The sequence below is a fragment of the Stutzerimonas stutzeri genome (assembly GCF_024448715.1).
GTDB classification, from domain to species: Bacteria; Pseudomonadota; Gammaproteobacteria; order Pseudomonadales; family Pseudomonadaceae; genus Stutzerimonas; species Stutzerimonas stutzeri_AR.
Map to the genome: position 1 here is coordinate 1 of NZ_JAMOHZ010000018.1, position 5,884 is coordinate 5,884.

Below are 5,884 nucleotides of genomic sequence, written 5' to 3' on the forward strand. Positions count from 1 at the left end.
AGGACGGCTCCAAGCTCCTCACCGGAATGAAAGCGGCCATCAGCGAGCAGCTGCAGTAAATCGTTCATAAGATCCTTAGCCAACAAGGCACGCATCATAGCGGCACATCAAGCTGGAACCCAGCGTGTTTTTTCTTCGCCAAAGACAAACCCCCGACCTTCTGTTGAAGATCGGGGGTTTGGTGTAGAAGCTTGACGATGACCTACTCTCACATGGGGAGACCCCACACTACCATCGGCGATGCGTCGTTTCACTACTGAGTTCGGGATGGGATCAGGTGGTTCCAACGCTCTATGGTCGTCAAGCAATTCGGTTGCTGCCTCGGGATGAGCCGCTGCAGCGAATTGGGTATGTGATTTTTGTGTTGCTGCGAGTGTTGCTGATTTTCGGTTTGTTTGTCGACTTCAACCGTCTGACACGCAAACATCAAATTGTTTGGGTGTTATATGGTCAAGCCTCACGGGCAATTAGTATGGGTTAGCTCAACGCCTCACAGCGCTTACACACCCCACCTATCAACGTCGTAGTCTTCGACGGCCCTTCAGGGAGCTCAAGGCTCCAGTGAGATCTCATCTTGAGGCAAGTTTCCCGCTTAGATGCTTTCAGCGGTTATCTCTTCCGAACATAGCTACCCGGCAATGCCACTGGCGTGACAACCGGAACACCAGAGGTTCGTCCACTCCGGTCCTCTCGTACTAGGAGCAGCCCCTCTCAAATCTCAAACGTCCACGGCAGATAGGGACCGAACTGTCTCACGACGTTCTAAACCCAGCTCGCGTACCACTTTAAATGGCGAACAGCCATACCCTTGGGACCGGCTTCAGCCCCAGGATGTGATGAGCCGACATCGAGGTGCCAAACACCGCCGTCGATATGAACTCTTGGGCGGTATCAGCCTGTTATCCCCGGAGTACCTTTTATCCGTTGAGCGATGGCCCTTCCATACAGAACCACCGGATCACTAAGACCTACTTTCGTACCTGCTCGACGTGTCTGTCTCGCAGTCAAGCGCGCTTTTGCCTTTATACTCTACGACCGATTTCCGACCGGTCTGAGCGCACCTTCGTACTCCTCCGTTACTCTTTAGGAGGAGACCGCCCCAGTCAAACTACCCACCATACACTGTCCTCGATCCGGATAACGGACCAGAGTTAGAACCTCAAAGTTGCCAGGGTGGTATTTCAAGGATGGCTCCACGCGAACTGGCGTCCACGCTTCAAAGCCTCCCACCTATCCTACACAAGCAAATTCAAAGTCCAGTGCAAAGCTATAGTAAAGGTTCACGGGGTCTTTCCGTCTAGCCGCGGATACACTGCATCTTCACAGCGATTTCAATTTCACTGAGTCTCGGGTGGAGACAGCGCCGCCATCGTTACGCCATTCGTGCAGGTCGGAACTTACCCGACAAGGAATTTCGCTACCTTAGGACCGTTATAGTTACGGCCGCCGTTTACCGGGGCTTCGATCAAGAGCTTCGCTTGCGCTAACCCCATCAATTAACCTTCCGGCACCGGGCAGGCGTCACACCCTATACGTCCACTTTCGTGTTTGCAGAGTGCTGTGTTTTTAATAAACAGTCGCAGCGGCCTGGTATCTTCGACCGGCATGAGCTTACGGGGTAAACCCTTCACCCTCACCGGCGCACCTTCTCCCGAAGTTACGGTGCCATTTTGCCTAGTTCCTTCACCCGAGTTCTCTCAAGCGCCTTGGTATTCTCTACCCAACCACCTGTGTCGGTTTGGGGTACGGTTCCTAGTTACCTGAAGCTTAGAGGCTTTTCCTGGAAGCATGGCATCAACCACTTCTCCTTCTAAAAGAAGGATCGTCATCAGTTCTCGGCATTAAGACCCCGGATTTACCTAAGATCTCTGCCTACCACCTTAAACTTGGACAACCAACGCCAAGCTGGCCTAGCCTTCTCCGTCCCCCCATCGCAGTAACTAGAAGTACGGGAATATTAACCCGTTTCCCATCGACTACGCTCTTCAGCCTCGCCTTAGGGACCGACTCACCCTGCGTCGATTAACGTTGCGCAGGAACCCTTGGTCTTTCGGCGTGCGAGTTTTTCACTCGCATTGTCGTTACTCATGTCAGCATTCGCACTTCTGATACCTCCAGCAAGCTTCTCAACTCACCTTCACAGGCTTACAGAACGCTCCTCTACCGCTCATCTTACGATGAACCCGTAGCTTCGGTACCTGGTTTGAGCCCCGTTACATCTTCCGCGCAGGCCGACTCGACTAGTGAGCTATTACGCTTTCTTTAAAGGGTGGCTGCTTCTAAGCCAACCTCCTAGCTGTCTGAGCCTTCCCACATCGTTTCCCACTTAACCAGGATTTTGGGACCTTAGCTGACGGTCTGGGTTGTTTCCCTTTTCACGACGGACGTTAGCACCCGCCGTGTGTCTCCCGTGCTGACACTTGCTGGTATTCGGAGTTTGCATCGGTTTGGTAAGTCGGGATGACCCCCTAGCCGAAACAGTGCTCTACCCCCAGCAGTGATACACGAGGCGCTACCTAAATAGCTTTCGAGGAGAACCAGCTATCTCCGAGCTTGATTAGCCTTTCACTCCGATCCACAGGTCATCCGCTAACTTTTCAACGGTAGTCGGTTCGGTCCTCCAGTTAGTGTTACCCAACCTTCAACCTGCCCATGGATAGATCGCCCGGTTTCGGGTCTATTCCCAGCGACTAGACGCCCTATTAAGACTCGCTTTCGCTACGCCTCCCCTATTCGGTTAAGCTCGCCACTGAAAATAAGTCGCTGACCCATTATACAAAAGGTACGCAGTCACCTAACAAAGTAGGCTCCCACTGCTTGTACGCATACGGTTTCAGGTTCTATTTCACTCCCCTCTCCGGGGTTCTTTTCGCCTTTCCCTCACGGTACTGGTTCACTATCGGTCAGTCAGTAGTATTTAGCCTTGGAGGATGGTCCCCCCATATTCAGACAAAGTTTCTCGTGCTCCGTCCTACTCGATTTCACTTCTAAGATCCTTTCGCGTACAGGGCTATCACCCACTATGGCCGCACTTTCCAGAGCGTTCCGCTAAAATCAAAGAAGCTTAAGGGCTAGTCCCCGTTCGCTCGCCACTACTAAGGGAATCTCGGTTGATTTCTTTTCCTCAGGGTACTTAGATGTTTCAGTTCCCCTGGTTCGCCTCACACACCTATGTATTCAGTGTGTGATAACCATCTTATGATGGCTGGGTTCCCCCATTCAGAGATCTCCGGATCAAAGTCTGTTTGCCGACTCCCCGAAGCTTTTCGCAGGCTACCACGTCTTTCATCGCCTCTGACTGCCAAGGCATCCACCGTATGCGCTTCTTCACTTGACCATATAACCCCAAGCAATCTGGTTACTGTCTAATAACGTGAAGACGACATTCGCCGAAAATCCGCATTCTTGCTCATAAAGAGCAACTCGCAAATTTACCTTAGCTGAACAACCACCAGTGAAAGTGATCGCTCAGTCTACTTCTATCACATACCCAAATTTTTAAAGAACAGTTCTGGCGCAAAGACCAGAAATCAATACGCTCCAACCGGAACCTATTCATTTCTGTGCTTTTAGCGATTATCGAGTTAATGGTGGAGCCAAGCGGGATCGAACCGCTGACCTCCTGCGTGCAAAGCAGGCGCTCTCCCAGCTGAGCTATGGCCCCATCTACAGATCGGCCACATCCCATGACAATTGGTGGGTCTGGGCAGATTCGAACTGCCGACCTCACCCTTATCAGGGGTGCGCTCTAACCAACTGAGCTACAGACCCAATCGTCTCTCTCGGGTCGAAACCCAATCGCTTTTCGCTAGTGAATCAAGCAATTCGTGTGGGAACTTATGAAGAAGCTGAAGTCTTCGATTAAGGAGGTGATCCAGCCGCAGGTTCCCCTACGGCTACCTTGTTACGACTTCACCCCAGTCATGAATCACTCCGTGGTAACCGTCCTCCCGAAGGTTAGACTAGCTACTTCTGGAGCAACCCACTCCCATGGTGTGACGGGCGGTGTGTACAAGGCCCGGGAACGTATTCACCGTGACATTCTGATTCACGATTACTAGCGATTCCGACTTCACGCAGTCGAGTTGCAGACTGCGATCCGGACTACGATCGGTTTTATGGGATTAGCTCCACCTCGCGGCTTGGCAACCCTTTGTACCGACCATTGTAGCACGTGTGTAGCCCAGGCCGTAAGGGCCATGATGACTTGACGTCATCCCCACCTTCCTCCGGTTTGTCACCGGCAGTCTCCTTAGAGTGCCCACCATGACGTGCTGGTAACTAAGGACAAGGGTTGCGCTCGTTACGGGACTTAACCCAACATCTCACGACACGAGCTGACGACAGCCATGCAGCACCTGTGTCAGAGTTCCCGAAGGCACCAATCCATCTCTGGAAAGTTCTCTGCATGTCAAGGCCTGGTAAGGTTCTTCGCGTTGCTTCGAATTAAACCACATGCTCCACCGCTTGTGCGGGCCCCCGTCAATTCATTTGAGTTTTAACCTTGCGGCCGTACTCCCCAGGCGGTCGACTTAATGCGTTAGCTGCGCCACTAAGATCTCAAGGATCCCAACGGCTAGTCGACATCGTTTACGGCGTGGACTACCAGGGTATCTAATCCTGTTTGCTCCCCACGCTTTCGCACCTCAGTGTCAGTAGTAGCCCAGGTGGTCGCCTTCGCCACTGGTGTTCCTTCCTATATCTACGCATTTCACCGCTACACAGGAAATTCCACCACCCTCTGCCATACTCTAGCTTGCCAGTTTTGGATGCAGTTCCCAGGTTGAGCCCGGGGCTTTCACATTCAACTTAACAAACCACCTACGCGCGCTTTACGCCCAGTAATTCCGATTAACGCTTGCACCCTTCGTATTACCGCGGCTGCTGGCACGAAGTTAGCCGGTGCTTATTCTGTCGGTAACGTCAAAACAGCAAGGTATTAACTTACTGCCCTTCCTCCCAACTTAAAGTGCTTTACAATCCGAAGACCTTCTTCACACACGCGGCATGGCTGGATCAGGCTTTCGCCCATTGTCCAATATTCCCCACTGCTGCCTCCCGTAGGAGTCTGGACCGTGTCTCAGTTCCAGTGTGACTGATCATCCTCTCAGACCAGTTACGGATCGTCGCCTTGGTGAGCCATTACCTCACCAACTAGCTAATCCGACCTAGGCTCATCTGATAGCGCAAGGCCCGAAGGTCCCCTGCTTTCTCCCGTAGGACGTATGCGGTATTAGCGTTCCTTTCGAAACGTTGTCCCCCACTACCAGGCAGATTCCTAGGCATTACTCACCCGTCCGCCGCTGAATCATGGAGCAAGCTCCACTCATCCGCTCGACTTGCATGTGTTAGGCCTGCCGCCAGCGTTCAATCTGAGCCATGATCAAACTCTTCAGTTCAATACTGCTTGGGTTTTGAGAAAACCCTAAACTTGGCTCAGCAATCGCAAATCTCTTCCAAAAAAGAAGAGCACTCAATGATTTCTCGCTGAGTCTTTGTGATGCTGATAATCTTGCTGACCATCAGTCTTACCTCACAAGCACCCACACGAATTGCTTGATTCAGTTGTTAAAGAGCGTTTCGATCAAGTCTTTCGTCTCAACCGAGGCCGCGCATTCTACAGCAGCCTTGTTTCTCGTCAAGCTGTTTTTGAAGAACTTTTCGTTTCCTCTCAACCGCTTGCGCCTCAGATCAACCTGCGTCTCTCGTCAGCGGGAGGCGAATCATACAGCGTCTAAAACCACTGTCAACCACCTCTTTCAACCACTTCCGATCAGCCCGACCGAAGCTGCCAACAGGCCTTAACCACCACCCTGTCAGCCCGGCGCATTCTACTCGAATGCGCCATCCGTGCAAGCCCCAAATAAAGCTAACCACTTGATTT

Annotated in this window: 2 tRNA genes and 3 rRNA genes; all 5 read right to left on the reverse strand. The window is 52.1% G+C overall.

The annotated features are described in order from the left end of the window. Nucleotides 1–189: 189 nt before the first annotated feature. Nucleotides 190–305 (reverse strand): 5S ribosomal RNA (gene rrf / locus NAV33_RS21285). A 141-nt stretch (nucleotides 306–446) separates the two neighbouring features. Further along, nucleotides 447–3,337, reverse strand: a 23S ribosomal RNA gene (locus NAV33_RS21290). Nucleotides 3,338–3,588: 251 nt separating this feature from the next. Continuing rightward, nucleotides 3,589–3,664, reverse strand: a tRNA-Ala gene (locus tag NAV33_RS21295). Between the two features lie 30 nt (nucleotides 3,665–3,694). Further along, a tRNA-Ile gene (locus NAV33_RS21300) sits at nucleotides 3,695–3,771 on the reverse strand. Nucleotides 3,772–3,862: 91 nt separating this feature from the next. Further along, nucleotides 3,863–5,399 (reverse strand): 16S ribosomal RNA (locus tag NAV33_RS21305). Together the 16S, 23S and 5S rRNA genes with 2 tRNA genes alongside form the textbook arrangement of a ribosomal RNA operon. Between the last annotated feature and the right edge of the window lie 485 nt (nucleotides 5,400–5,884).